Below are 26,215 nucleotides of genomic sequence, written 5' to 3' on the forward strand. Positions count from 1 at the left end.
GTACCCATAGTACCAATTAGTCATCATATATTAAAAACCGATGGAGGCACTCATGTCGCTGCTACGCCCACTCGACCCTTCCTTCCCGATCGACCGCCAGATCGCTATTGAGGCAAATTCTGTCGTCCTGGTGAACCCATTCACTCTCGACAAAGCCGATGAGGCGGCTTTTCTCAAGGCCTGGCAGGACGACGCAGCGTTCATGAAGCGACAGCCGGGCTTCATTTCCACTCAGCTGCACAGAGCTCTCGGAGATAGCCCGACCTATCTGAACTACGCCGTGTGGGAATCCACCGCACACTTCCGCGCGGCCTTCACCCATCCTGACTTTCTAGCAAAAATCTCAAGCTATCCGGCCTCGGCGATAGCTTCCCCTCATCTGTTCCAGAAAGTTGGCGTGTCCGGCATCTGCGTTGCGTAGCCTGCTGCTTTTAGGAAGGGAAGATACTCATGATCAAGTTGATCCATCCTGTCGCCGGCGCCTTGGCGATCGCAACGATCGGCACATTTTGGCTATCGACGGTACTCAGCGAGCTGTTCGCGTCCCATGCTACAGTTGCAGCGGTTAAGAGCACCATAGCGTGGGGTTTCTTCTTGCTGATTCCGGCGCTCGCTGCGACCGGCGGTACAGGTGTCATCTTGGCAAAGGGGCGCCGGGCCGGACTGATCGCGGCAAAATTCAAGCGCATGCCATTCATTGCAGGAAACGGCATCCTGATTCTTATTCCGTCTGCTCTCTTCCTTGTGTCCAAGGCTCAGGCGGCAGAATTCGATGCCACGTTCTATGCTGTGCAGGCGATCGAGCTCATCGCGGGCGCAACAAACATTACACTTCTTGCTCTCAACATGCGGGACGGTCTCAAAATGAAGCGATGGCTGCGCCGCAAACCCGCTTGAACCGGAACTGCGCGGACGACTGACGTGACGCCCGGTATTGTCGTGGCTTTATGAGTACGCGCCCTGAAATGTTATAGCGCTCCGCCGGAGAACAGGCCGGATGGCATCAGAATGCGCAGTCAAATCAGCAGCAGAACGTGCGGCCCTTCAGTTTACCTTCGGCAGCATAACGCTGACCTTGGTAACACTGGCCTGCTTGTACCTTCACGCGCATTTCGCCACGACGGCGTTCGCGCATTTGTTAGTGATCATGCTGTTTTCGCTGATGGGCAGCTTGATCGCGTCGTCGGCGCTTTGGATCGTAGCCATCGCTGCTCTCGCTTACTGCTTTGCGCCGCCGGCATTCAGCCTACGAATCGATACCCCCCAAGGTCTGCCGGTGGTTGTTGCATTCTTTATTGCCTCGATTGTGGGAGCGCACCTGATCGGTAAGCTCCGCCAGGAAAGAGAGGCTGCGCGTGTGATTGCGGCCAAGCTTCAGCGGAGTGCGGCCGATTTGCAGGATCGCGAAAAGCAGTGGCGCGCCATCTTCGAGCACAATCCGGCGATGTACTTCATGGTCGATGAAGCCGGCAGTGTTCTCAACGTCAATACATTCGGCGCGACACAACTCGGCTATGCTCGTGCTGAACTGATCGGTCAATCCGTGCTGGAGGTATTTCTCGAGGAGGATCGCGCGTTCGTTCGGGAATGCGTTCGGACGTGCCTGGAGGATGTCGGACAAACGCGCACTTGGAACGTCCAGAAGGTCAGGAAAGACGGCTCGGTCTTGTGGGTACGCGAAAGCGCCAAAGCCATGCTCTGGGCGGACGAGCAGCCCATTGTCCTTATCACCTGCGAAGATATCACGGAGCGAAGGCGGACCGAACTTGCCCTGCAGCGGAGCGAAGCACATTTGGCCCAGGCGCAGGAGTTGAGTCACACAGGCAGCTTCAGCTGGAACCCCACCACCGGCGAGGCCTTCTGGTCAAAGGAGACATTTCGGATTTTCCAATTAGATCCCCAGAGGCCGCCGGGGCCGCAGCTCGTCGTTGAGCGCACTCATCCAGATGATAGGGCTTCGGTTCAAGAAATTATCGAGCGCGCGACGCGAGACCTGAGCGATTTCGAGCACGAATACCGGCTTCTGCTACCAGACGGCTCGGTAAAGCACATCCATGCGCAGGCACGAGCCACGAGAACGGCCTCTGGTGAGATCGAGTTTGTTGGGGCAGCCACGGATATTACGGCGGCCAGGCGAGCAGAACAACAGCTGCGCCGCAGCGAGGCCTATCTGGTCGAAGCCCAGCATCTCAGTCACACGGGCAGCTGGTCCTGGGATGTCTACGGTCTAGATTTCGTGTATCGCTCCGCTGAGGTCGATCGTCTGTTCGGCTTCCGCCCACAAGAGCCGGTATCAATCGACACCATTCGATCGCGCATCCATCCGGATGACTTGCCGCGACTGGAGGAGGTGCAGCGCCAGGCGATTGAACGCAAAGAGGGGCGGTTCGAATGTGATTTTCGTATCCTTCTACCAGATGGCGGGATACGACGCATGCACTCCGTTGCGCACGTGGTGGTCGACAGCGATGGTAACGTCAGCGAGCTGATCGGAACACATATGGATGTCACGGAGCAACACGCAGCTAAGGAGCGCCTGGAAAACACACTTGTCGCGCTGCGCGAAAGCGAACAGCGATTTCGCGACTACGCCGAGACAGCTTCCGACTGGCTCTGGGAGACTGGCCCGGATCATCGGGTCACTCGCTTATCCGAGCACACCAGCGCTGCGGGAATTTTGGCGACAGGATTGATCGGGCTGCTTCGCTGGGACATTGCGTGCGACCTCGAGGAGGAGCCGGAGAAGTGGCGGCAGCATCGGGCGACATTGGAGACCCACCTTCCGTTTCGGGATCTCGTCTACCGCACCGTGAATCGGACAGGTTCTCCGATCCACGTCCGCACGAGTGGCAAGCCCTTTTTCGATGGAAAGGGGAACTTTCTCGGCTACCGTGGCGTCAGCACTGACATCACCGCGACCATTCGCGCCCATCAAGCCGAACAAGAGCTACGAAAGGCACAAGCGGAGCTTGCGCATGTAACGCGTGTAACGACCTTAGGAGAGCTGACAACTTCCATCGCTCATGAAATAAACCAGCCACTCGCCGCTATTATCAGCAACGCCGATGCGTGCATCGGTTGGTTGGGGCGAAAAGCTCCTAATCTTCCCGCGGCGCGCTCTTCGGTGGAATGGATCATCGAGGACGCAACCCGGGCAAGCGAGGTGATCCGTCGTATTCGCGCGCTCGCGAAGAAGGGCGACATTGAGATGGTGCCGCTCGACATCAACGAGGTCGTTAAGGAGGTCATTGCGCTGGTAACACGAGAGCTGATGAGCCACCGAGTGACGTTACGAACCGAGTTGACGGCAGGGCTGCCTCCGATCCTTGGCGATCGGATTCAGCTACAACAGGTGATCATCAATCTGGTGATGAACGGAATCGAAGCCATGGAGACAGTTACCGACCGGACGTGCGAACTGCTGATTCAATCATCAAAGGACGATGTGGGGCACATCCAACTTGCCGTGACCGATTGCGGCGTCGGCATCGCCGAGAACGACGCGGAGCGCGTCTTGGATCCTTTCTTCACCACCAAGTCGGCGGGCCTTGGAATGGGTCTTTCGATCTGCCGCTCGATTGTGGAAGCTCACGGAGGACGGCTATCAATGGTCCACAAAAGTGGACCGGGCGCGACCTTCCAGGTTGCCCTACCGCTGCATAAGGGGCCCGTCTCCTGACAGGACGATTTGACTCGCCAAGTGAAGTCAGCAACGCCGAGTCCTCGACAAGGGCGGTTGTCTTCTTTGTCGAGGATGACATCTCCAAGCGTCGCTTACGAAATCGTTTTCAATTGGTAGGATTAGGCGTTGTTGCATCCGAATCGGCGCACGAAATGCTGCGGAGCACAATCCCTGCTGTTATTGGCTGTCTAGTTCTTGATGTCCGGCTGTCAGGCTTGAGCGGCCTTGACTACCAGACCGAGCTAACGAGGCTGAGTATACATATTCCGATCATTTTCATTGCCGGCCATGGCGACATCCCCGTGACGTCAGGGCATGAAGGAAGGGACGTTCGATTTTCTCAGCAAACTGTTCGCGATCAGGAAGTGCTTGATGCCGTGGTTGCGGCGACCGAACGCGATCGCAAAAGACGGAAGGCTCGGCAAATTGTCGCGCACTTACGGTGTCGATTTGAGAGCTTAAGCCCGCGCGAGCAGCGGGTGATGAAACTGGTCGCTGCCGGCCTGATGAACAAGCGGGTAGCCGCCGAGCTTGGGCTCGCCGGGCGGATTTCCAAAACGCCGTGCGATCACTGGCTGAAACGCTGGTGAACAGCGACCGCGTCGAGGTTTGTTGGGTCCGGCAAGACTACCGTTGTTACCCCATCGACCGGAACGGGGTCGTGCGTGGCCGGTTCGCTGCCGCGCTGAAGGACATTGCTGGCGTGCGTGGCCGAGCGCTGTCATAAAGTGTGGCCGACAGGCCCTTCCGCATGACGGGATCAGAACGGCTGAATCTTCGCGTTCTGGGACTAGACGTCGTCCGCCCACTTCTGCCTCTCTCCGAGGCATCTGAGAGCCCGTTGGTATTCGAACTCGCACCACGCAAGCTCGAATGGTTCCATCACTATCTCTATCCAAGTCTCGACAAAGACTGCCATTCCGACGAAAAATAGAATGTGCGACCTCCTGATCAGCTATCAGTTGACGAAGCCGGCGAAGACGCATCAGATGTCGCTGTGGCCGGCCGCACCTGTAGCTAAGAGGATCGTGATCAGCGGCTCAATCGAACCTTGGTAAAGATTAGGCACCTCAAGGGGGGCACGTAACGATACGAAAGTTTATGATGGTCGTTTGCCTGGTTCACACGCTTAATCCAACGGCTGGCCGAGCAGCAAAGTAATCCGATGGCTTCGTAGAGCCTGTTCACGTTTCGCTAATCGCCTTTGCCTCGCATGTTGAGAATGCGGCGACATACCTCACTATCTCGAGGCCCCAAGACGAGGTCGTTAGGGCGTCAGTATGTCAAGCGCATGCTAGGAATTGCTACAACCTCCGCGCCCCCTGCGCTATGCACATTGAATGAGAGCCAGAGTAGCGGTAATTCAACGTTACCTTGCCGATTGTCGGCTCGGCATTGTCGCTGACGTAAAGACGCTCCGCGCCAGAACTTGTGGCAGTGCTGAGCGTTGACAACGTCTTTCCTCCTTTCGTGCTAACTCGCTGACGGCCGAGATGATCCGGCACCCGCGATGCCGCGGCGGCGTACACTTCTGTCAACCAGGAGTTTGACGAGTCGAACGCTGAGCAATTGGTTCTCAGACCCGGCAGGTACCATCTGCGCTGTGCCAACAATCTGACCTGCGCCATCTTCCGGAGCTAGTAACACGAATCCATAGCAAATGACCGCGTCTGATAGGCTGCGCAAGTACCCGGTGCACGTCGTCGAGCTAGCGATGGCAGAAAGCTGACCGAGTCGCCGTGGGCGACGCAGTCAATGGCGATGTCGGCGAGAGGCTCCAACGCTGATCCACTTCGTCGGCGCCGATGCGCCGTACCTGGATATTGTCCGTCATCTGTCGGATAGAGCGGGCCGATCATCCCTGGCTAGGTCGGACGGCGGGTTAATTGCCAACGCCACGGAATAGCGATTTTCCATCAGAGCGACATGCGCTTGAATGCCACAAGAGGTCACGTGCGGTGTCGCCCAACCAACCGAAGCCGTGCAGATGACGATAGAAGACCACTCCGCCAGGCTGCAAGGCTCACGTGCCTGCTCGAAGCGCCTGGACCGGAAGGCGGATCACGACCCAAATTTGTCGCAGAGCTCCGCAGCACGAAATGAATTTAACGCGGAGATAAGACTTTTGTCGTGCGGGAATAGCCTCCGAGCGGACTTGACCCGCGCGTCATGGTCCAGTCCAGATATAGTCTGGCCCTCCAGAATAAGCGCGTCGGAGAATCTGCGAAGGGCAGGGCAATACGGGTCAAGGGCGGCCTCGCTGCGCCTATTGGCACGCGTCATCATTTCAATGGAACTCTCGTCGTCCTCTGAGGTGGAATCGCAGGGATAGCGGCGGCTCGCAGCAAACGACGAAGATTGCTCAACCGCGCCCTTCATCCTTTTGCTATTAGAATTTGTTAACGTAAGCGATAGGATCGCTGATTGCGTAGATCAAACGCTCGACGCCGAAAGCGGAGAACATGCCCGCAATCGGCAAAGTGCGGTGATCGCAGGCTTAATGTGCGCCTTTTCAATGAATCCGAGCCCTCGCGTTATCAATACGGCGCCGATCTTCTTGAGTCGGATGAGGACGTGTACCGCCGCTGGCTGGGAGCGCCGTTGCCAAGGACGACGCAAACGCTTGTTGCCTCGTCGACCCACTTGCTGCTCTTCCGAGGTGACGTGCTGTACCTGCAACCAAACTGTTACATTGGACGGGTCACAATTGTGCGGGTCCACGTAGCCTCACGTCCAAGATCACCTGAACAGACATCCTACCCGAGCAAGCTTTCGAAAAGCTGACGAAGCCGCGGCGTAGCTGCGGGCGCTCGGACAGGACGACATTGGCTGCGATGCCCGTCACGCCTACGCCACCGGCCTCCCCTCGGGTTGGCGTCGAGCCGAACGCGCCAACTTTGGATTGTCGACATTCTAAAGCTGAATCGCGCGACGCCCTATCGGATGGTCAGCAGCGGCAGCCTTTCGGTCCGGTAGCTGTGCGAAAGTTGAGAATTGCGAGTCGGGTACAGCCGGCGAGCGAACAACACGCCGAAATAGTCGGATGTAGTCAGCAGCCGGCAACTGAATGCATCCATTCAACCTGAACAATCGTTTCCCGTAACGACCAAACCAGACGGCATGATCGGGCGGCTTTCGCATCGATCAGGGCTCGAGGCCGTGCTCCCGGAGAACCTTATGCACGAGCTCGCCTTTGATCTCGCGTGCGATTTCGCTGAGGATCTGGGCTCCGACCACCCGCCGGGCATCGACATCATCCATCAGGCCATGCTCGGCGAGCCGCTCGTTCAAGCGCGTCGGAAACTCATTTTCGATCGCATCGACAATCCGGTCTCGCGTCGCGGAATGATCATCGGGGGCAATCCGCCCCACCGCCGTATCCCAGGGCTCCCAGCGCGTTGCCAGAAAATCCGCAAAGCCCGTCGCTTCCTGTTCCCGCACCGACGCCTCAGCCCTGGCAACGTCGTCCGCCGTAACCTCAGCGAGATTCAAGAAACGCATATCAGGCGCGATGTGGCGCAGTTCAAGCCGATCCCGTAGCTTTGTCTGATAGGCAAGATAGACCTCGATCTCGTCGATATCTGCCTCAGGGTAGGCACGACGCAGAGAGCTGACCGTCTCGCGTGCGATGTCGTCGAGCGCCCCCAAACGAAACATCACACGGCCGTGTTGGAGCAATTGGTCGAGCCGATTGTCATAGAGCCCGTCCTTGACATCAGTGTTTACGCGTGCGGTCTGCATGCCGTTCCAGGTCAAAGTGATGCGGTCCTCGCAGGATGCAGTCGCTCCATTGGCGAGCTCGAAAAACTGCTCGCGCAGCTGCGGCCTCATCGCAGCCTGTAGCAGATTCTCGGCCACCCGATCGCGGAATGCCTGATGACCATAGTTCACGGTGCCCGCGAGTCTTTCAAGGAACAGTGCGAAGTCCTGCGCACCCGGCTCTTCGGCGAAGCCTTGCCACGCGTCCACTGCGCCGGGCTCGTCCACGAGCCAATCCGCGACAACCTCGTGGAGGGATGGCGGCTGATGTTCCACCGATTGTAGCGGCATCGACAGCAAGACCTGCGGGCCGGCATAATGCACGCCACGCGTGGCTGACGCCAAATCGGCCAGCACCGGGGCCGGTATCGGATTGGACCGCAGGTCGATGCTAGACGCGCTGCCGAGCTGCGTCAGCACGGTAGCGGGCAGGCCTGTCAGCTGGTTATTGCTAGCGCCGAGCATTTCAAGGCTGACCGGGAGTGTCTGGGGCAGATTGGTCAGCTGATTTTCGCTGACGTCAAGGTAACCAAGTCTAGCCGGAATCTCGGGCAGGCTTGTCAGCTGGTTGTCGCTTGCGTCCAGGTAGCGCAGTCTGGCTGGAAGCTCGGGCAGGCTCGTCAGCTGATTTTCGCTGACGTCCAGGCGGCGGAGCCTGCCTGGAAGGTCGGGCAGACCGGTCAGCTGGTTATTGCTGGCGGAGAACTCCTCGATCGTGGCGGGAAGGGCGGGCAGTTCGGTCAGCTGGTTGCCATCCACCATCAAGCTGCGGAGCCTGGATGGCAGCTCTGCCGGCAGGCTGGTCAGCTCGTTGGCTATGAGGTGGAGGTTCCGCAGCCTACTCGGAAGGGCGGGCAGACCTGTCATCCGGTTGTCAGAAGCGTAGAGGTCACGGAGTCCGCCCGGAAGCTGGGCCGGCAGGCTGCTCAACTGGTTACCGATGACGTTGACGGTTCGGAGCCTGGGCGGGAGTGAGGCTGGCAAAGTGGTCAGGGACAATGACGACAAATTCAGCTCGTCTCTGACATTACCCTCGTCCCGCCATGCCCTCGTCCGGTTGACCCCCTCTTGCCGATTCTCGTTTGGGCCCTGCCGCTCTTCTGCTGCCCAGCTCGCCAGAGCGCGGTCCTGCGACGAGACGAGGTCGGCGGCGGCCGCTCCCGTGACCCACCGCGTCAGGGCTGACGCCCACTGCGGCAGGCATGAGGGGGACCGCCCGGCGGCCGCAGATGCTGGCTCGATGCTTTCGGATTCGAAAGGCATGCTAGCGCCAGGCTGAGCTCGTTCGGTATTCATTGAACTCCATGACGTGTTGGACTTAGCCGATGAGACGGCACTATCAGCTAGATCGAGACTTCGCATGGTAGGAAGCTCAGCTGTCGATAAGCTGACGAGCGTCAGGTCATCCGCCATGAAGAGGTTGCAAAGCTACTCGTTGTTCGCTCGGTAAGGATCCTGCGCTGTCGCGCAGCTACTCAAATATTTCAATACCACATTCGCAGCGTCGGGCACGAGACTGCTACTCAGGCCGAACCAGAACTCCGTCCGGACGAAACACTCAGAGGTAGGTCACCTTGAACCGTTTCGCTGGTTGGAAACTGACTGGTCCGGCGTACAGCGTGGTCGCCTCGTGAGGCTCGCCGGCGCTTGCCTGCTGCTCGAACGCCTCGCCGGCTGCATGTGTGGTCCGAGGAGAATGAGGAACCGCGCTCCACAGACTGCAGAGCCTGTCATTCAGGTGCATTTTCTGGTCGCGCTATAGCTTCGGCTCATGGCGGGCCCACCGCTCCAGCTGAAGCCTGACTCATGGCTGCTACGGGAGTTCTGTTCGCCAAAAGACGCAAACGTATCACAAGCAGGGCCGCGTAAATGGCCTTGCCGATGGACAAGCCGATCCAAATACCGATGGCACCGAGGCCAGTTTTCAAGCCGAGCACGTAGCTGACCGAAAGGCCGATCAGCCAGTAAGCGACGCCTGCGAAGAGCAGCGGCACACGCGTGTCCCTTAAGCCGCGCAGGCCGCCAGCGGCAATGCTCTGAAGTGCATCTGTAACGAAGAAGCTCGCTCCGACAAGGATGAGAGCTGCAGTCAGCTTGATCGTGGCGTCCGCATTGCTGGCCGATTGGTCGACGAACAGCTCGGCGATTGTAAAGCGCGTGCCGACCACCGCAACGGTAGCGACCGCCGCGATCAAAACTCCAAGCAGCATGGCGGCAAAACCAGCTTGTCTGATACCTGATAGATCGTTGCGGCCGAGTGCGTGTCCGATGCGTAGGCTCACCGCCATTCCGATGCAAAACGGGATCATGAACTGGGCGGCTGCAACCTGGAATGCGATCTGATGTGCGGCAACCGCGGTGGTGCTGATCACACCCATCAGGAGGGCCGTCGCAGAGAAAAGACCTGATTCCATAAAAATAGCGAGCGAAATCGGGGTGCCGACCACAAGGAGCTCCCGCATCAATGGCCAATCGAACCGCCAAAGATATCGGAGCACCTGGTAGTCGCGAAAAGGACGGCAGTATGTAACGAACCAAATACCGGCCAGAAAGGTCCCACTGTTCACCAGACTGGTCGCAAGGCCGGCCCCGAACAAGTCAAGTCGCGGCAAGCCAAATTTGCCGGTGATCAACAGATAGGCCAGCAGTGCGTTGGTTGGAATGGCGGCGAGCGTGATCCACAAGGCCGGCGCCGGCCGATCGACCGCTGCCATGAAACTGCGGATCGCCAAAAACCAGAGCGCCGGCAAGATGCCCCAGGTGAGCCCGAACAGATATTGTTGAGCTAACCGCGCGATAGCTGGCTCCTGGCCAAGCGCAAGCACGATTTGCTCGCCTTGCACCGCCAAAACTATCATCGGCGCCCATAGAACGACTGCAATCCATAGCCCCATGCGCAGCGAGCTCCGTACCAGGGCGGTGTTTGCCGCGCCCCGGGCTTGCGCTGCGAGCGGCCCTACTGCCGAGATTACGCCGCCTGCGAAGGTCAGGCCAACCGATAAGATCATGCCGGCAAGCGCGGCTGCCGCGAGGGCGTCGGTGCCGATGTGGCCGATCCATGCCAGATCCGTCGCCATCATCGCGATCTGCGCAAGTTGCGTGAGCGCGATCGGGGTCGCGAGCGTCGCAGTTACGGCGAGTTCGCCACTGAGGTGATGGCGAGCCACCCATTTGGCGAACTGGCGACGCCAGGATGATAGCTGCGTGTCGTCCCCTGTCTTACTCATTGAATGCCGCCGCTCCGGATTCCGCGCTTCAGCCAATTGCCGTGCTGACACGACATTCGCGCCGCAATCTAGGGTCGCGTCATCGGCACTGTCATTGCTGATAGCATGTTCTCAATCGATGGCGCTCCGCTCAAAAATGGTAAGAGCGTTTGGCCAGCAAGGAAAAGCGAACACTGGTATGAGCGTTGTGATTGCGACTCGGCTGTCCCGCTTTCAGACGCCGCCTGTCTCAAGCGCGACAACAGGACATTTGCAGGGAATTAATGCAACGACAGGCGCGTCATTCTTCAATGAAAAACTCTCAAGCGCCATTGGCATGTCGATTGCTTGAAAGATGTGAGAGATTTATGCGGCCATGATGTTTCTCCAGTAACCCATACGGGCTTTCTAATGAAGATTGTCGCATCCGTTCGACTTCAGGGGTCTCGCCAGGCGCGCTCCACCGCGCATGCCTGGATGGCAGCGTTTTGTCACCTTCAGATCGCGGTTAGATTTGACGGTCGGCACCAATCACCTTCCAAGGAGCACGTCACGAATGCGCATGCCAGATCGAAGGTGTTACATCAGAAGGCGATCTATCGCCTGACCTTTCATCGACATCGCAAGCGTGAGCGTCAATCAACGGCGAGATGCCGAGCCGTTTTCCTTGAAGCTGAGCGACGGCTAGGCATCGGAGCTTGCGCTGGCAGAAGATTGATGAGCTGATGCAGAACGATTGGGATCCTGACCAACTATTCAGGCAACAGGACGAGCTCAAGGTCAAGATGCTTTGTGCCCAATCGGTTATAGCCGAATGTAAGGCAGAATTGGCGGAGCTCGAGCGCAGACTTGAGGGGCGATCGGCCTCGTCGCCGATCGATGAACGCCAGCGCAACTCTACAGTCAATAGTTCAATACCTAACACGCGACCGCGCGAATCCCAAAGCGTCGATGATGCTGTTGATCAGAACGCTACTGTAGCGTTTTCGAGCCGATCATGGGACCGATGATTCTGCCGCCGCAGGCGAGAGGTGTTTGTCATGGACCTGGCGAAGACCTCTGGATGCATCGTGTTGCGGACCCGGTGCGCGAACTGCACAATCGAGATCGGCCCTGCCGCTAGGCTCAGGCGCTTTGGACACGTTGCGCTGCTGGGACTGTAGGACCGTATCGTAGCGTTTTGACGAGAGCCTCCTGTTTCGGGGGGCTCACGCAGATTTCGCCGAATGTCAAAAGCTTTCCACCTGGACGCACGGCGAGTGGTCGTCTTGTTCATCTTCAGGTCGTTCAAATTGCGGGTAGACGAGTCTGGAGCGGGCGTTCAATGATCATGATGGTGCGCGGCCGTGGGACAAAGCTTACGATGCCCCCCGCGGTGCTGACTGGGGATGCCGACCATGCGCGTCCGGCATCGCGTGGATGATGAAGTCGCTGCAAGCGATCACAATGCGATCCGGAAGAGAGCGGGTAAGCGGCGGCCACTTAAATAGGAAGAGGGGGCTCAGGAAATGCGATCCGGTGCCGGCCGCAGCTCGTCAGCTTCTCGAAAGCTTGCCCGATTAAGGACTAACCCACTGATTCGGGGTGATGCTGGCATGGAATCGAGCAATTTCGACATATCCAATGCAGCACCTCCGGCATCGTACATGAGACGATCAGAAACCGGACGAGCCGGAACAGTACGCCTTTGAGCAGCAATTGGATGCAGCGCATGTGGCCGTTCCCGCTGGGCCTGCCAGACGCCGCGGCCGCAGGCCGCCCAAATGTCTCGCGCGCGGATTTTCATTGCATTCACGGATGATGAGCGGTCTCAGTACTCGCCGGAAACTGTCACCCTTGACGGCCAAAAAGTATGTTCAAATGCTTTACAGGGTGGCCGAATTACCTCGGCGAGCGTGAACAGTCGGTCGAAGCCAGTGATGGGAATGCACTAAATCAGGCCTCTGACACAGTGTTCAAGGAGAGCAAACACGTAGGTATGGGCCTGCGGGCGCTTCAAGAACAGCGCGGTAGTTCAGCAGTCAGGGGCCGGCACGTGCGTGCCGCGGCTCCAGCGGGTGCCGGGCACTCACCTGTTGCTCCCATCGAGGCTGATGCGCCCCGCCTTATCGAAAGCGTCATAAACGAAGGTATGAAACGCAAGCACTGGACGCTGGCCACCGCCCAGCATCATGACACGACACGGCGGCTTACTGGCCGACCTGTATGTCTTCCTGCAAGACGGCTGTGACGGGCGTGCACGGCTCTCTCTCCGCTGTGAGCTGGAAATCGTGTGCGCCCTTGCAGGGCCGCTCATCGCCCTTGCCGCATTGCTGCTGCGAGCTCGTGAAAGTCTCTGCATCCTCTGCGTCTTACAAATGTCATCTTGCGCGGCGAGTGAGGCGAGCCGCGGCGGATCAGTTCGCGTGCACAAGACAATTAGGCCGCATCGATCGCGCGGCGAAGAGACGAGGTCGATGACACAGCCTTTTCGAGCATGCAGCCTGTTATCCATCATTGCCTGCATCATTCTCTGTCCGGAAGCCTATGCACAAGATCGTCGCAAAGTTACCGAGCCTACTGCACCTCAGACGGTGTGCGACCGGCCCGTGCCGACCGGCAAGCAAGATACTGTCACCTTGCAAGATGCCATCGACCAATGCCCGTCGGGGGCCGCCGTGTACCTAGGGCGGGGCGAGTTCCGGTCGGGTCCTCTCGAGATGAAATCGGGCGTGACGTTATGGATCGGACGAGGCGCCAAGCTCATCGCCATCCCCGAACCGGCTGCTTACGACAAGGGCCGTGGACAGTGTGGTCGCATCTCGGGCAAGGGCGATGGTTGCCGGCCGTTCATCAGCTTTTCCAAAACCCGTGGCGGCGGTATCTACGGGGACGGCATCATCGATGGTCAGGGCGGCACAACCATGGTCGGCGGCGCCGAAACCTGGTGGCAGCTCGCCCGCCGCGCCCAAGCCGAAGGCGGCAACCAAAACGCCCCGCGCTTGATCCAGATCGATCATGCGCAAGATATCACGTTCGCGGGTGTCACCTTGCGCAATGCGCCCAATTTTCATATCGCGATGAACCGGGTCGAAGGTGCCACGTTTTGGGGCCTCACCATCGATGCCCCGGCGGATGCCCGTAATACCGACGGCATCGACCCTGGCGCGAGCCAGGATGTGACCATCACCGGTAGCTTCATCCGAACCGGAGACGACAACGTCGCCATCAAGGCCGGCGATAATGGCTCAAGCAGCCATATCTCCATCATCGATAATTATTTCGGCTGGGGGCACGGCATGTCGATCGGTAGCGAGGTGAATTCCGGGGCCAGCGACATAGTTGTGCGTAATCTGACGCTGGACGGAACGACGTCTGGTCTGCGCATCAAGAGCGATGTCAGTCGCGGCGGTCTGGTCGAGCGCGTGACTTACGAAAACATCTGTCTAAGGGGCAACCGGTGGCCACTGGCGTTCGATGCGAAATACGATCCGCGTGCACAGGGCTCGCGGATTCCGGTCTATCGGCAGATTGTTCTGCGCCATGTGCGTGGCGACAGTGGCGCGCTGATGATGCGGGGCGTAGACGAGCGCCATGCCCTTGACGTAACACTCGAGGATGTCCGATTTTCCAGTTCCGCGACCTGGCAGCTCGAACATGCAAAGGTGACCGCCGATAACTCTGACGTATGGCCGCCGTTGCCGGGGCGAACGACAGAACCGCTGTTGCGCGGATCGGACGCTTGTTCCAGCGCATTCCGAGACGTTCACCGGTAAACATACGGCCCCGGCGCGGAACGTCGGAGCGGAGAAGCCGCATCGATGGGCTTGGATTGCCGATATTGGCGGAAGAAAGCCTCATGGCCCGCGTCCGCTTCGCGACTGGTTAGCAAGCTGGCATTGAGAGTGTTGCGCTCAGGATCCTCGGGTTATCTCGCGGCCGCGCGTTATATCGACTGCAGGGAAGCGCCGCAAACGCGACCAAGGGGAAGGTCAAATGAGAAGAATATTCTTGATGTTCGCCGCCCTTCTGGCCGGATATTTCTGTCTCCCGGCAGTATACGCTGAGGCATTATTGGTGTCGCATGCCGCAAATGCAGACTATCACTCCGTGCAGGAAGCCATCAACGCGTTGCCAGCGCAAGGCGGGGATGTTCGGATCGCGCCGGGGATCTATCGCGAGAAGATCAAAGCCTCAAAGTCCGGTATTCATATCGTGGGGACTGGCGGTAAACCGGAGGATACGGTGATTGTGTATGGCGACGGCGCGATCGATGCGGGAGGAACCGCGCGTTCGGCAACACTGGATGCCGCTGGCGATGACTTCCGGCTCGAAAATCTGACCATCCAAAACGACTACGCCCTCAATCCAGCCAATCCCCCCTCGCAAGCAGTAGCGTTGTCAGTTACCGGAGACCGGGACGTCATTACGCGCGTCCGCCTGCTTGGCGCCCAGGACACGCTGTTTGCCGGCAAGGGACCGAACGGCCGAATGTCACGACAATACTTCTCGAAGTGCTACATCGAGGGGCATGTCGATTTTATATTCGGCAACGCCAAGGCCTGGTTTCGCCAATGTGAGTTGCACGGCATCGCCAATCAGGCGGTCATCTATACCGCTCAGAGCAAGGCAGCGCCGGATGAGGACAGTGGCTACGTTTTTGATCATTGCAGGCTAACTGCCGACCCTGTTGCGGGCTATATCGCCCTTGGCCGCCCTTGGCGCCCCTACGCCACAGTGGTCTTCCTGTCGGCGAAGATAGATACCCCCGTGATCGCGGAAGGGTGGCGCGAATGGACGCCCGGTAAGACCAAGACGTTGAAGACAAGCTATTATGCTGAATACAGATCCTCCGGCGTCGGGGCCAACCCCTCAGGCCGCGAGCCTCACTCCCATCAATTGACAGATGGCGAAGCTGCGAGATGGTCGCTGAGCGTGTTCTTCGGAGACGCCACAGATTGGTTGCCGACGAACCATCACGATCGAACACAGAGCAGCGTTCAGGGCGAAGGGTCTCGACGGCGATTCTCGGATGAATGACGGGAGGAGAGCCCAATTGTCATGGAGGTTCTTGTACAGAAACCAACTGGCGCCCGAGTCAAAACGATAGAAGGGGCCGGCGCGACGATCTCATCGGTTCGCGGCGCGCCCACATGCGTCCGCGCCGGCTCGCAGATCATCTTTTCCTTTTGGCAGTTCAGTGTCGGCAAGCGCTAGGGACCATCACGTCAACGCCGCACCGGTTGATTTGCTTGTTCAGCTCCTTGCGCAGATCTGCGGACAATGAAGTGAGCTGATAATTTCGCGGCTATCTTCGCTCGGCCGGTGATTTTCAGAACTCGCGTAGCTCGGCCAGTAGCGGTCGGCTCGATCAGCCGATACCGCCAGGCGGAGTCCGACGTTCATCCATCCTGGATCGGAAGCCTACAAACGCGCGTGTCTTCTCTGTGATTTCGGTTCGGTCTAGCCATGCCGTCCTCGATAGCCGCCGAGGACATCCGCATCAGCGCGAGATCGGCCCTCGCGCTTAAGGGAAAACGCCGATGGATGAGTAGCAACGCCGGTGCTTAGATCAGCGTTCCGCAGCACTCGCTGCGCATCACGCGAATTCCCTCGGCGACCGACCGCCCCACCGGAGGAAAACTGCAACAGGAGACTTAGCAGCTTCCTGCAGCAAAAGGCGATTTACAGCTTGAGGCCGTGATCATTGAGCACTTTGTCTCTGAGAGCGCCCTTGATCTCACGAGCGATTTCCCTGCGAACTGCGGCACCCAACTGTAGCTTGGCATCCTCGACAAAGTCAGCGTCGACCCCGATCAAACCTTCGTCGGTGAGCTGTTGCTGCAGCCGCCTGGCGAACTCCGGCCCCATTGCAGCAATGAGCTTGTCCTGCGCTATGGCATGGTCCTTGGGGGCGATATGACTCACAACGTCGTCCCAAGGTTGCCAGTCCACCGCCAAATAGTCGGCGAACTCCGTCGCCTCCCTCTCCCGCACGGATGCCTCTGCGCTATCAACGTCAGCGTCGGTGACGCCGGAGACTTCAAAGAAGCGCATGTTTGGCGCGACGTGTTGCAATCCCAGTCGCTCGCGGAGCTTGTTTTGATAAGCAAGAAAGACTTCAATGGCGTCGATGTCTTCGACGTCGTTGCCGGAGCCTAGCGAGTGAACCTTTTCGCGCGCAATTGTCTCCAGCGCGTCCAGGCGGAACATGACCCGCCCCAGATCGATCAGATCGGGAAGCCGAGCCTCGGTGTTGTAGGCGCCGTTCTCGACGTCTGCGATGAGCCGTGCGGTCTGCATGCCGTTCCAAGTCAAAGTTCGGCGATCCTCGCAGCTCTGGTTCGCGTCCAGGGCCAGCTGGAAGTAGCGCTTGCATAATTGCGGGTCTTTCGCCGCCTGCCGCAGATCATCGGCGACCGACTGGCGGAATTCTTCATTACCTGAGTTCACGGAGTCGAATAGTTTGCCAAGGAAGAGCGTGTATTCCCGGGCGCCCGGCTCGTCAGCAAGACTCTGCCAAGCCGCCAGCACCTCTCGATCAGCCTCCTGTGGATTGCCGCGGAGCCAGTCTGCGACCTTCTCGATGAGAGCATCGGCCGGCTCATCTTCCGTCCCGGACGATTCACTCTCGTCATCGCGCGAAAGGTAGACGGTCGGACCGACATAATCATCGGCGTTAAGTGTTGAATCTAGATTCGCAAACACCTGCTCGGGCAACGGATTATCCGTCAGAACTATGCTGCCATGAGGGCCGAAACGCGTCAGCAGGTCCTCGGGCAAACTCGTCAACTGGTTTTGGCTGACGTCGAGAAACTCCAGTGAAGTAGGGAGGACCTCCTGCAACCGCGTGAGTTGGTTTCCGCTGACGTCGAGATACTCGAGCCTGGCAGGAAGGAGCTCCGGCAGATTCGTCAACTGATTGTGGCTGGCGTAGAGAAACCGGAGCGAAGCAGGGAGAACCTCGGGCAGATCTAGCAATTGATTGTGACTGAGGTCGAGAAACTCTAGTGCGGCAGGTAGACCCTCAGGCGAGCTCCTCAGCCGGTTGGACCTCGCGTCCAGGCCTCTGAGCTCGCTTGGAAGCGCGGGCAGGCTGGTCAGTTGATTGGCACTGACGTTTAGACGTCGGAGCGAAGCAGGGAGGTTGTCGGGCAGACTCGTAAGCCGGTTGAAGGGAATATCGAGCACGACGATATCGTCCGGGAGCCTCGGCAGACCAGTAAGGAACAGCGATTCGAGATCCAGTCTGACGGCGTCACCCCGAGCATTCACTCGTCGGACCACTTCTTCGCGATCCTCAAGCGGGCCGACCTCAGGTTCAGCGGCCCAATTTTCAAGCGCCTGATCTTCATTGGCCTGAGCATGGTCTGAAGCTGCAGCTGCATAGCCCGTCACGAGTACCTGCCACTGCGCTGCGGTCTCGTTTTGGCCGCCCTCTTGTTCGGAAGACGCAGAGGGGGCACCACCATCGTGCTGAATATGTCCTGCCTCAAAAGGATCCATCTTACCCCCTAACGAGACTGAGCAGACTCAGTCCACGACGACACATTTTAGAGCTTAAGGCATTTAGCTTTCGATAAGCTGACAGAGTCTGTCGCCGTAAGGTGACAACGAGCCAACGAAGCCGTCACGGTCGTCGCTACAACGATTTGGAATAGTTTGCCGGCACGTCCCGGCGGATAGCCAAGCTTCGGTATAAGCAACAACGACGACCAGCAGAGCCTTTTCGGTCGAGTAGCGGGAAACGAAGCGCGGCAGGAGGTCCGAACGGCCAATTCACGCCTCTCAGATGCCTTGCAGTGGCGCCGAGCTGGTCCTTGCAAAGCTTGAGCGGTTCATCCGCAAGCTGGATTGCTTCGCTCACCCGTGGCATACGAGCGAACCCAGAGGTTCTGCAGCGACACTCGTCAGCTGATCGACAGGTAGGGCTGTTAACTGCGGAACGCTGCCCTGGGAGCGGGTGCTACCAGACTTATCTGGTCAACGAAATGGGCAAAACTCGCAGCAGTGTCGATCCATTTGCCGCGCTTGGACTCGTTTGAACCCGTACCCACTCGGACGGGACCATAGAGCACTTGTAGCGGCTATCGAGTGACATTCGCGCTTTGCAACCGCCTGCTTCGCAGGGGGCATTCTTGTTTCTGATGATGGAGAAATTGATGGACGCGGGACGGGCACAGTGGAACGCAGGTTCTTCTTCCTCGGCGCCTTCCGAAGAGGCGGACCAGGAAAGCCACCTCGGCGGCTTCAACCGCGCCGTGGCGAATTTGGTCGAAACCTTCACGGGTTATCGGACCCCGGCTTCCGCGCGCGCGCGGGTCATTGACAACTGGGTTGCCGAAGTGGGGCAGGGCGAGGCCGAGAATCGGCGGCAGGGGCGCACACGAATCAGGAATACGGAGAACACAGGCGCACGCGCGCTGGACTTATCCTCACTCTCGCTGGCCGCTTTACCTGCCGCCCTGCCGCCAAGATTGCTGGAACTGTGCGCCAGGCATAACGAGCTAAGCAGCCTGCCCGCCATGTTCCCACCCGGCCTCCATCGTCTTTACATCAGCCATAATCGCTTGACCAGTTTACCGGACGATCTTCCGGCGACCCTCTCTGAGCTGGAGGTCGCCGACAATAGATTGACCAGTCTGCCGGCCAACCTTCCGGCCGCGCTCGAAATTCTGAACGCGAACGACAACCGCCTAACGAGCCTGCCGGACCCCCTCCCGAGCGAGCTCACCTCTCTTGCGGTCGGCGGCAATCAGTTGACCGATCTCCCCGAGTCGCTCCCGTCGCGGCTCGTTGACCTCAATGTCAGCAGCAATCAATTGGCCAGCCTTCCCGATCCACTTCCGAGCACGCTCCAGTCGCTCAACGTCAGCGGTAATCGGCTGACCAACCTGCCTGAAGGTCTTTTAGAGGCTCTCATCCCGATGAATAGCCTTTACTACCCGCATCTGGTGAGCCCCGAGTTCGGGGATAACCCGCTGCCGGACGACGTACTCGCTCATCTGGCGGAGGCTGAAGCGCCATCACCGCAGCGTGCGCAGCAATCCCTGCATGAGGCTGCGGCACACTGGCTCGCAGACGACCCCACCGCGCTGGCCGAATGGCAGCACTTTACCGACGAGCCCGGCGCCCAGGACTATGCACAGTTCCTGGAAAGGCTACGTGGCACTGTGAACTACGGCAATAACGCGTTTCGGCAAGCAGTCGCCAATGATCTGCGGCAGGCGTCCGCCAATGCGGATTTGCGCGAGCAGTTCTTTGCACAGGCTTCCGAGGCTAACACCAGCTGCGAGGATCGTGTTACGTTGCACTGGAACGGTATGCAGACGGCGCGCCTCAACGCTGACGTCAAGAAGGGGCTATATGACAATCGGCTTGACGAACTGATCCAGTGCGGCCGTCTCGCGTTTCGCGTGGAGGCGCTGGACGAAATCGCGCGCGACCGGGTCAAATCGCTTGCTCGCAGCGACCCGAACGTTGACGACGTCGAAGTCTACCTCGCCTATCAACATCGGCTGCGCGAGCCGCTGGAGCTTAGTCATGTCGCCCCTGACATGCGCTTCTTGGCGGTCTCTGACGTAAGCGAGGATGATGCGAAGAAGGCGCTGGATCTGGTCCGGGAGCTGGAAGCAAGCCAGTTCACCGAGTTCATGGCAAGCCGCTGGCAACCCTGGGAGACCGTGCTGGAGCGCATCGATCCGGACGAACATGCCGCGATGCAAGACCGCGTGCACGAAGCCATGGGCGAGGAGTTTCAAAGCCGCCTCGGTCAGCGACTGGCCGAGCATGGTCTGCTGGGCGACGCGGATGCCGAGCGGGTGCTCGGGGCGCAAGTCCGAAACCAGATCGCAGGCGAGATCAAACGCGAGGTCATGGGCCGTGTGCTCGCACAGCGCGGCCTCGATCTATGAGGCTCCCAACCCGCCGCCGAGATTTTTATCATCGCTCTGCGGCGGTACGTAAAGATCGTCCTGAAGCCTCGCCCATCGCTGCGGACGTGCTTTTGCACCTTGGAAAGTGCGCTGCCGTCGATCTGGGCCTTCCGGTCTTGCCGAGCGAGGAATCCCGCCCGCGAGGCGAAGAGTGTATCTACGTCCGGCCGAAATCCGCTATGGGACGAGAGCTCCATCGGTCAAAAAGTTGTTGAGGAGACCAAGGGTGCGTAGCGGTGAAATCATCAGTTCCGGAGGCGCTGCCGCAGCCAACAAGCTCGGTTTGACGAGACAGTTAACTGTTCGCCAAGTCCATTTGACTTCGGGCGCCTCCCGCGTGCTCCATTTTGGCAGGCAAGTTAGCGGAGTTCAAGCATGAACCGCGTCGGCAGCTCACGATGGACAAGCCGTCGTGCAGGTGAGGTCGTGCGCGCGGGGCTGCACGAAAGCCTTGCGGTTCTTCGGTCAGAAACTGCATCAAGGAAGAGACGTTGTGCGTCATCAATGAGCGCCTGCAACAGGACAAGCTCAGCGCCAAAGTTGATGCCAAGGACCACAAGATACTCTCACGTATTATCTGTTGGAGACTGGTAGAGGCTATGTGAGCTCCGCTGTAATGTTTGAATTTGGCGCAGGACCGTGCGGGCGATTGATTGTTATATCCGTCGACCAATTCGCGGTCAGAAGAAAACCAGCGTAGACACCAGCAGATTGAGAGCGTGCTGGGTTTGAAGCGTATGTGTGACGCTTGTCGGATTGTGGATGTATGACAGTCCGGCGCTTGCGTAGATGCCCGGGGCGAGATGGGCAGTATATGTGCCCGTGATTGCCAGGGTATCGCGATGCGCAAGCTGGCCTTTAGCCAAGGCAGCATCCACGGCAAACTTGCTCCAGATCGTGTTGCTGGCGACAAGAGCAACCAGATCCTTGGGGCGACTATCAAACGGCCCTTTCATATAAAGACGAAGCTCGTAATACTGGCTGATCCTGTTGAGGTCAGGCGGAGCTGCCATGACAGAGAATCCGCCATAGAGTCCACGAGACGGCGACCCAGTGGCATCAGCTTGCCAAAATTGCCGGTCCCCAGCGACGTACTGGAAATTGTTGCCGCTCACTCGCTGTTGATCCGGGTCCGCCAAATTCTTGTAGCGGCTGGTATTGAAACCAGCGCCGGCCCGCAGCCATGTGTCGGGCGATCCAGGACCGGCCTTGCTCCTGTAACCGACTTCATCGACAAGAAGCGTCCCTGCATTGGCGGTGCTCCAGTTCACGCCGGCAGGATTTTCCTTTATCTCGGCATAGGGACCATCCGGACTGAGTGAGCGCTGGAGAGAAATCTTGTTGTAGAAGCGATCGTCAAAATTGTACTTCAGGTTGACCGCCGGCGTGGGCGCAGCATTGGTGCTCACCCCTGCCTGGATCAAGGCGAACATGTTCGATCCGGTCATCCCTCCGAACAATGTGCCAGTAAACTCATTTTGGTTTCTCAGGTAGCCAAGTTTGAGTTCGAGTGTCCTGTCGAGAAAAGTCTGGTAGTAGGCGAGCGTGTTGATCCCCACTCTGTCAGGCCCTGGGCGATCCCACGTCCAGTATTGCTGTGCGGCTCCGACGACAATCTGGCCATCGGGAATGCCAAATCGGCTGAGATCGTAAGTGACGATCAAGAAGTTCGCCGAAGCGAAGGTCGGGTTCTGGCCCATGTAAAGCTGGTTTGCGATTTGGCTTCTCGCTGCATTCGGCAGCTGATTATCTACAAGCATGTTGTGTGTCCAGCCGATGTAGCCAATGCCGACATCTGCCAGCGCAGACCGAACGCCGCCATTCCCCTTATCAATCGTATCTGCGGGGCCTGGTATGGCGAGCCATAACCCCTTTTCACGCAGATTGTCGTACCTGGCGGAGGGATCGATTGGCTTTTGCGTTCGCGTCTGAGCAAATCTATCAACACTGCTGCGCTTTTCGCCAGACGCATCGGCGCGTGCCGCAGACCATGGGCGCCAAGGCTGGATTGCTTGACGCATCGTCCCGGTCCGCAACTTTGTCGCCCGACCAGAGGCGTGTCTGCTTTCGCTGGCTTGATCTACAGTGTCGCTCCCGGTATCAAGCTCAGCGGCGGTTTGTGCCCGCGCGGAGTTGCCGAGCACGCAAGCCGCCAGCGAAACTGCGATAGCCCGTCTAAATTGCTTGCCGATTGGCCGAAACGTGAAAACACATGCCAAGGCGGCCGAAGATGTCCGAAGCGACGTCGCCGCAAGAAGCCAATTGCGCATGGCGTAGTTCGGGTCCGTGTCAGCCGGTCGTGGTTGAAAAGAACTCCGGCCTGATTGGCAGGAAGTGGCATCGCTGTTCCCGGGGAGGGAGTAGATGATCTGCTCTGCAATTCACCTGCGCATCACGCTGGAGCGCCGAAGGAGAGCAGTGCGCGCCGGCGCGGCAAGAGGTTGAGGACGAATGCCCTTTCCTGCGCCCTCACTTTATGAACACGGCCTAGCTGCTCGCCCAGTGACACAGTGGCCTGGCGTTGGCGGGTACCTTGCTGGAAGACCGCTTTACTGACGAAGTGGCTGGCACCAGGAAGGAAATCCTGTGGGGCACGATCCAAGGGTTCATGGAGTTTTGTGATGCCGTTGGGCCAGACAATCGATAGGGTCTGGGACCAGCCGGCTCTGGAATGCGTACGCTCGAAGATCGCACGGCGACGCCCATCCTGGCGGTCCCAAGTGAATGGACGAAACAGCCTTCGAGCCGCTTTGGTGGAGGCGGGCGAGCAGTTGGCGCCGTAAGAGCCGTTGGGACGGCCGAGTCTGTCTTGCATGGCGGGTCCTTCCCGTGTGCGGCTTTCGTTGGTCCCGGTTGGCATGCGCCCTGATCTCAATCAACCTGCCGAGATTGGTAGTTGATCGTGCGCAATGGTTCCCCTTCCTATAAGGAATTGAGGCTCAGCCGACTCTCTTAAGCGGCGCGTCTTGAGTGAAGCGGCAGGTCCTTCAAGGCGCGCAGGAAGAAGGGCAAGCGGTCGAGGAGGACCGCGAATATGACGTTATCGGCAGTGGGGACCCCTGGAGCGCGCGAACACCGCAAGCCCTCGGATCGGCGAAGCAAACCGAGCGAAAGAGGAATGCTCGACGAGCCGCAATGGTCATGATTGACGATGTGGTTGCTTCGGATTTACGACCGCTCTTGAGAGGGCCGTCGCGAGGCATTTTCCGGGTTATGGTGCTGCTCCTCCTTGTCCTCGTCAGCTCCAGTGCTGCTGGCGCTTGGCTTTGGGCCGACATCTGGGAATTTGTCGGGACACCGGAAACCCACCAAGACGCTTCGATTATGAGGTCGTCACTGGATGTCAGGGCTTCCCTATCCGAGATAAAGTGGGCACAGCTGAAAGCCAGCGATGAGATCGCAGAACTGAGCCGCCGGATCGATGCTCAGCGGGAGGAGCTCAAGGGGATCTTACATCAGATCAGCGTGCTGACTTCGCGGATCGAGGCGCTGCGGAATATAATGCCTATCGCTTCTACGCCTTCCGTTTCTGCCCCACCGTCCGCCCGCGCTGCTTCGAGCCGGGCCAAGAAAGGGCTCGGGCAGTCCACACAAGGACCTGTTTCCGTTGGAGGGGCGCCGGTGATCGCACCAAAGGCAAGCGCGCCTTAAGATCAAAAGGCCGGATTTTGGTCGCCACCAAACCTGTCGTTCCGCGCCAGCTATAGCGCAGTCAATCGGACCAACTCGCCCGCTTCGATCAAGCCGATACGTGAAGGGCAGCGAACTGGACGCGGCCATTCAGTGCAAAGCAAGCGCGATTGGCCACCAACCAACTGACCATTTCCGAATTGACGCGGAAAGCCGGGACGCCAATTTAATCCTCCCTTTAGTACCCACCTTTGCAATCACGGCAGAATGATGACGTCCATATAGCGGACTCACGTCAACGCCAACTCACTAAGCATGCCGAAGAAGGGCTCTTCCGTGTACGTCTTCGGGTGGAAAGAGCTCGCCTTCCATTCAATGGCTACCCTGAACTGCTCGACAAGCACTTCAACATTTATACGCTTCGTCAGATGAAGCGTAGTAGTGTTGTCCGGCGAGATCGTTACGCAGGACCTCGCTGAGTTGCGTAGCACCAATCTTGTCAGCGTTTCCAGCCCAACGCAGGTCGCGACTAGTCAGTCCGATCCATTGGACAATCGGCTGACCGAGGCACTCCTCCGAGCGCTCCTTCGCGATGCGCATATTCGTGGCCAGCTAATAGGGGCGCGGTCGATGTAAGCGTCGAACGCAGCAGCAACAGCGCGAATGACAAAACGGTGCTCTGGTTTGACTCGGATGAAGCCCTCTTCGATGTCTAATATCCCGTCTTCGGCAAGCATTCCAAGACGGTCAGCTGAATCGAGAAAGGGCATCGGAGCAAATCCGTGGGCGGCGCAGATTGCCGGCACGTCGGCCTGCAAGTCGCACATCAGCCGCTCGATGATTGCGGCCCGAAGGCGATCTTCGGCAGTGAGGCAGTGGCCCTTTGAGGTTGCCAGATGGCCAGCACTAATCTGTCGGCTATAGGAACTGGTTGCCGTCTCGTTCTGCACGTAACCATCGCGCAGACGGCCGATGGCTGACGGACCAAAGCCGATCACTGTGTTACACGTATCGGCCGAATATCCGAGCGAGCTGCGGCGCAGCCGTCCGGTTTCCTGCGAGTGCGCCAGCTCGTCGTCCGGGAGGGCAAAATGGTCGAGCCCGATTTGGCGATATCCGGCGGCGACCAGCGTATCTGCCATGGCTGCAGCTTGCTCGGCGCGCGCAACATTGTCGGGCAGCGCCGTCTCGTCGATCTGGCGCTGACGTTTCATGTAGGAGGGAACATGGGCATAGCCGAACACCGCAAGGCGGTCGGGCCGCATGGTCAAAGCCGTCTGCGCTGAGTTCACGCAGGATTGCACGGTCTGATGCGGCAATCCGAAGAGCAGGTCGAAATTGATACGTCTTATTCCATGTTGGCGAAGGCGTTCGACGGCCGAAGCGACCTGCGCTTCGCTTTGGAGACGGTTGACCGCCCTTTGCACTACGGGATCGAAGCTTTGCACGCCGATGCTCGCGCGGCTGACGCCCGCTACTCCCAAGGTTTCCGCCATCTCGGCCGTGAACGCGCGGGGGTCGATCTCGACGGCGAGCGCCGTCGATTTGCTGAACGCGAAGCGGCGGCGCAAGAGCTCCATCAGAGCCAAGAAATCGGCCGGTGGGATAGTAGTCGGCGTGCCGCCGCCGAAATGCAGGTCGCTCACCGGAAGACCGTGAGGCGTTTGCTCTGTTACCAGACGAATTTCCTCACGTACCGTCAGCAGGTAATTGCGAATCGGCCGCTCGCTATGAGTGAGGCTTGTTGGGAAGCCGCAATACCAGCAGATCGACCGGCAGAACGGAACGTGAAGGTAGAGCGATACGGATTCGTCAAGCGGCAGCCGCCGCAACCACGCCTCATAGGTCGTGGCGCCGACCGCATCAGAGAAATCCGGTACCGTCGGGTAAATGGTGTACCAGGGCAGACGAGCATCGCAATATTTGTTTAGGAGTGACGTCTGCAACGCTTACCTTTCCGCGCTGATACGGTATGAGGCTGATGCATATCCTCTGCTATGTCTTTGCGTTAGGTCAAAAGCACT

Annotated in this window: 14 protein-coding genes; 8 read left to right on the forward strand and 6 right to left on the reverse strand. The window is 58.7% G+C overall.

Annotated elements, in window-relative coordinates:
• Window positions 1-52 precede the first annotated feature (52 nt).
• The 4 genes from H8A92_RS03515 (at window position 53) to H8A92_RS03530 (ending at window position 4,272) form a co-directional block, all read left to right on the forward strand.
• Window positions 53-421 carry an antibiotic biosynthesis monooxygenase family protein gene (locus H8A92_RS03515; RefSeq protein WP_229194469.1) on the forward strand — a complete coding sequence of 123 codons (369 nt, stop codon included), beginning with the start codon at window positions 53-55 and terminating at the stop codon, window positions 419-421.
• Between the two features lie 29 nt (window positions 422-450).
• A complete protein-coding gene (locus H8A92_RS03520) occupies window positions 451-897 on the forward strand; it encodes a hypothetical protein (protein ID WP_229194470.1) in 447 nt (148 codons plus the stop codon).
• A gap of 100 nt (window positions 898-997) precedes the next feature.
• Window positions 998-3,679, forward strand: a complete 2,682-nt coding sequence (locus H8A92_RS03525) for a PAS domain S-box protein (RefSeq protein ID WP_229194471.1) — start codon at window positions 998-1,000, stop codon at window positions 3,677-3,679.
• The gene (locus H8A92_RS03530; RefSeq protein WP_274613209.1) at window positions 3,676-4,272 is read left to right on the forward strand and encodes a response regulator transcription factor; all 597 of its coding nucleotides are present in this window, start codon (window positions 3,676-3,678) and stop codon (window positions 4,270-4,272) included. Before H8A92_RS03525 ends, H8A92_RS03530 begins: the two co-directional genes overlap by 4 nt.
• A gap of 2,554 nt (window positions 4,273-6,826) precedes the next feature.
• Here the strand turns inward: H8A92_RS03530 and H8A92_RS03535 are convergent.
• Complete coding sequence (locus H8A92_RS03535; RefSeq protein ID WP_229194473.1) at window positions 6,827-8,371, reverse strand: NEL-type E3 ubiquitin ligase domain-containing protein; 1,545 nt, start codon at window positions 8,369-8,371, stop codon at window positions 6,827-6,829.
• 839 nt (window positions 8,372-9,210) lie between these two features.
• On the reverse strand, window positions 9,211-10,668 hold the full coding sequence (locus tag H8A92_RS03540; protein WP_229194474.1) for an MATE family efflux transporter: 1,458 nt from the start codon (window positions 10,666-10,668) through the stop codon (window positions 9,211-9,213).
• Between the two features lie 2,150 nt (window positions 10,669-12,818).
• Between H8A92_RS03540 and H8A92_RS03545 the strand changes: the two genes are divergently transcribed.
• Window positions 12,819-14,402, forward strand: coding sequence for a glycoside hydrolase family 28 protein (locus H8A92_RS03545; protein WP_229194475.1), 1,584 nt, complete (start codon window positions 12,819-12,821; stop codon window positions 14,400-14,402).
• A gap of 220 nt (window positions 14,403-14,622) precedes the next feature.
• On the forward strand, window positions 14,623-15,666 hold the full coding sequence (locus H8A92_RS03550) for a pectinesterase family protein (RefSeq protein WP_229194476.1): 1,044 nt from the start codon (window positions 14,623-14,625) through the stop codon (window positions 15,664-15,666).
• A gap of 645 nt (window positions 15,667-16,311) precedes the next feature.
• On the opposite strand, the gene H8A92_RS03555 is transcribed toward H8A92_RS03550, so the two are convergent.
• Window positions 16,312-18,132, reverse strand: a complete 1,821-nt coding sequence (locus tag H8A92_RS03555) for an NEL-type E3 ubiquitin ligase domain-containing protein (protein WP_229194477.1) — start codon at window positions 18,130-18,132, stop codon at window positions 16,312-16,314.
• Between the two features lie 656 nt (window positions 18,133-18,788).
• On the opposite strand from H8A92_RS03555, the gene nopM reads away from it, so the two are divergent.
• Window positions 18,789-20,540: a T3SS effector NEL-type E3 ubiquitin ligase NopM gene (gene nopM, locus H8A92_RS03560; RefSeq protein ID WP_229194527.1), complete on the forward strand. Its 1,752-nt coding sequence runs from the start codon at window positions 18,789-18,791 to the stop codon at window positions 20,538-20,540.
• 701 nt (window positions 20,541-21,241) lie between these two features.
• Here nopM and H8A92_RS03565 read toward each other — a convergent pair.
• Together H8A92_RS03565 and H8A92_RS03570 are read right to left on the reverse strand one after the other, a co-directional pair.
• Window positions 21,242-22,582, reverse strand: a complete 1,341-nt coding sequence (locus H8A92_RS03565) for a carbohydrate porin (RefSeq protein ID WP_229194478.1) — start codon at window positions 22,580-22,582, stop codon at window positions 21,242-21,244.
• Window positions 22,583-22,953: 371 nt separating this feature from the next.
• The gene (locus H8A92_RS03570; RefSeq protein WP_229194479.1) at window positions 22,954-23,376 is read right to left on the reverse strand and encodes a hypothetical protein; all 423 of its coding nucleotides are present in this window, start codon (window positions 23,374-23,376) and stop codon (window positions 22,954-22,956) included.
• Window positions 23,377-23,531: 155 nt separating this feature from the next.
• Between H8A92_RS03570 and H8A92_RS03575 the strand changes: the two genes are divergently transcribed.
• Window positions 23,532-24,212, forward strand: coding sequence for a hypothetical protein (locus H8A92_RS03575; protein WP_229194480.1), 681 nt, complete (start codon window positions 23,532-23,534; stop codon window positions 24,210-24,212).
• A gap of 512 nt (window positions 24,213-24,724) precedes the next feature.
• On the opposite strand, the gene hemN is transcribed toward H8A92_RS03575, so the two are convergent.
• Entirely contained in the window at window positions 24,725-26,137 is a 1,413-nt protein-coding gene (gene hemN, locus H8A92_RS03580; RefSeq protein ID WP_229194481.1) for an oxygen-independent coproporphyrinogen III oxidase, read from the reverse strand.
• Window positions 26,138-26,215: the final 78 nt, after the last annotated feature.

The sequence above is a fragment of the Bradyrhizobium acaciae genome (assembly GCF_020889785.1).
Taxonomy (GTDB): domain Bacteria; phylum Pseudomonadota; class Alphaproteobacteria; order Rhizobiales; family Xanthobacteraceae; genus Bradyrhizobium; species Bradyrhizobium acaciae.